The 1,515-nt window shown below is 50.6% G+C and carries 2 protein-coding genes; both read right to left on the minus strand.

The genetic code is table 11. The features are described 5' to 3' along the window. Positions 1 to 656, minus strand: a 656-nt coding sequence (locus tag BLU70_RS14195) for a hypothetical protein (RefSeq protein ID WP_074694007.1), incomplete at its 3' end; no start/stop codon positions are given. Continuing rightward, on the minus strand, positions 649 to 1,515 hold an 867-nt coding region (locus tag BLU70_RS14200), incomplete at its 5' end, for a hypothetical protein (protein ID WP_074694008.1). The genes BLU70_RS14195 and BLU70_RS14200, both read right to left, overlap by 8 nt.

Genomic DNA, 1,515 nt, shown 5'->3' on the forward strand with positions numbered 1-1,515 from the left:
GTGCCCGACTGGGGCACTTTGTCCGGATTGCCCGTCCCGTCATCGCTTGGGTCGTTGTTGGTGTCCATCACCTTGATGGCGCTCCCCGGCACGAGCGACTGCCCGTTCTGCACACTGTCAATGCGCACGTACGGCTTGGCGTACGGCGCCAGGTGCACGTACTGCCCTGGCGCGTACCAGTACGGGTTGCTGTACGGGTTCGGCTGCGCGTACCATCCCGACAGCGTGTAGACGTCGGAGCCGGCGTAGTAACCATAAATAGGTTTAGAACTGGGCTGTGATTTATCTTCCAACACAAATCCATAGTTACCTAGAAAATGTTTAATCCAAACCGGATTCGCTCCGTTCCCTGGTATCTCGGTAGCTTGAGTAAAGATGTAATCTCCAGGACCATACCCATTCATCGCTTGTTGATTGGCTACTTCCACCGCAGGAACTTGCGTAGATCCGTTATTACCACCGATACCTATGTTATCTCCTGTTCCTGTGAAATTGTCTTGAATGTTACCGTTAGTCCACGCACCTCCATTAAGTTTAACTTGAACTAAATCTCCGTTAGAAATAGCAGCCTCGACAGGCGAAAAACTCACAAGCATAGCCGAAATAAATAGACCGCCCGCAGTGATGGACGAAATGATTTTGGTCTTTTTATCCATACTGCATGACCTCCGAAGGGTAATTCAGTCCTGCAGCTTGCAACTGAACTACTCTTTGCAACTTCCCCTTCGAATACAGAAATTCAAACGTCAAACCGCTTGCTACCCATCCACCTTGTCTTGCGTTGTAGGGATCGGTGATAGTAGTCGCCGATTCAAAACACCATTCCCCAACTTTGGGGGAGACAAAACCAACCGAAGAATCATAAGCACTCACCTTATGTTCATACGGGGAAAACACCTGATAGTCTGGCTCGTAAAACGCCTGTTCTTGTAAAGATGGATTGTTTGTCTGATAAGCCTTAACGGCTATGGAATCGGAGAATGAATAAGCACTGTATGCATGTTGGTTAGAATCCAAGAACACCCCATTAATGTTTGGGGTATACCCTGTACCGCGTGTGTATCTATACACGACGTTTCCATTCGATAGAAATGTGTAGTTTTGGGAATCCACAGTTTTGATCAATTGGAGATAGACAGATGGCCATTGAGACATTTTGAACTCGTATCCCGGTCGTGCAAGACCCCTAAATGCCGCAGATACGCTATACTCAGCGTCAACAAGCGGTGCCAACAACTCCACCCTGTTCGACCCCAACTGCCGCCACCCACGGCTGACCTCCACGATGTTGTTCCGAATCGCCATTATGTCCTTCTGGGTCAGTACGCTGTTCGGCCCCTTCACGTCCGTGCCGTAGAAGAACGAGAAGTCTTGCAACAGCGTGTACGGGTCCTGCGACGGCTCCCACGCCATGTTCACACGGCGCGCCTTGATCTCCCAGTCCACGATCCACTGTGCCAATTGCCCCGCCGTCACCGGTCCGTTCGGGTCCGTCATCTGAATGCCCAAGTCGGC

Origin of the sequence: Alicyclobacillus hesperidum, from assembly GCF_900107035.1 — a bacterium.
GTDB classification, from domain to species: domain Bacteria; phylum Bacillota; class Bacilli; order Alicyclobacillales; family Alicyclobacillaceae; genus Alicyclobacillus; species Alicyclobacillus hesperidum.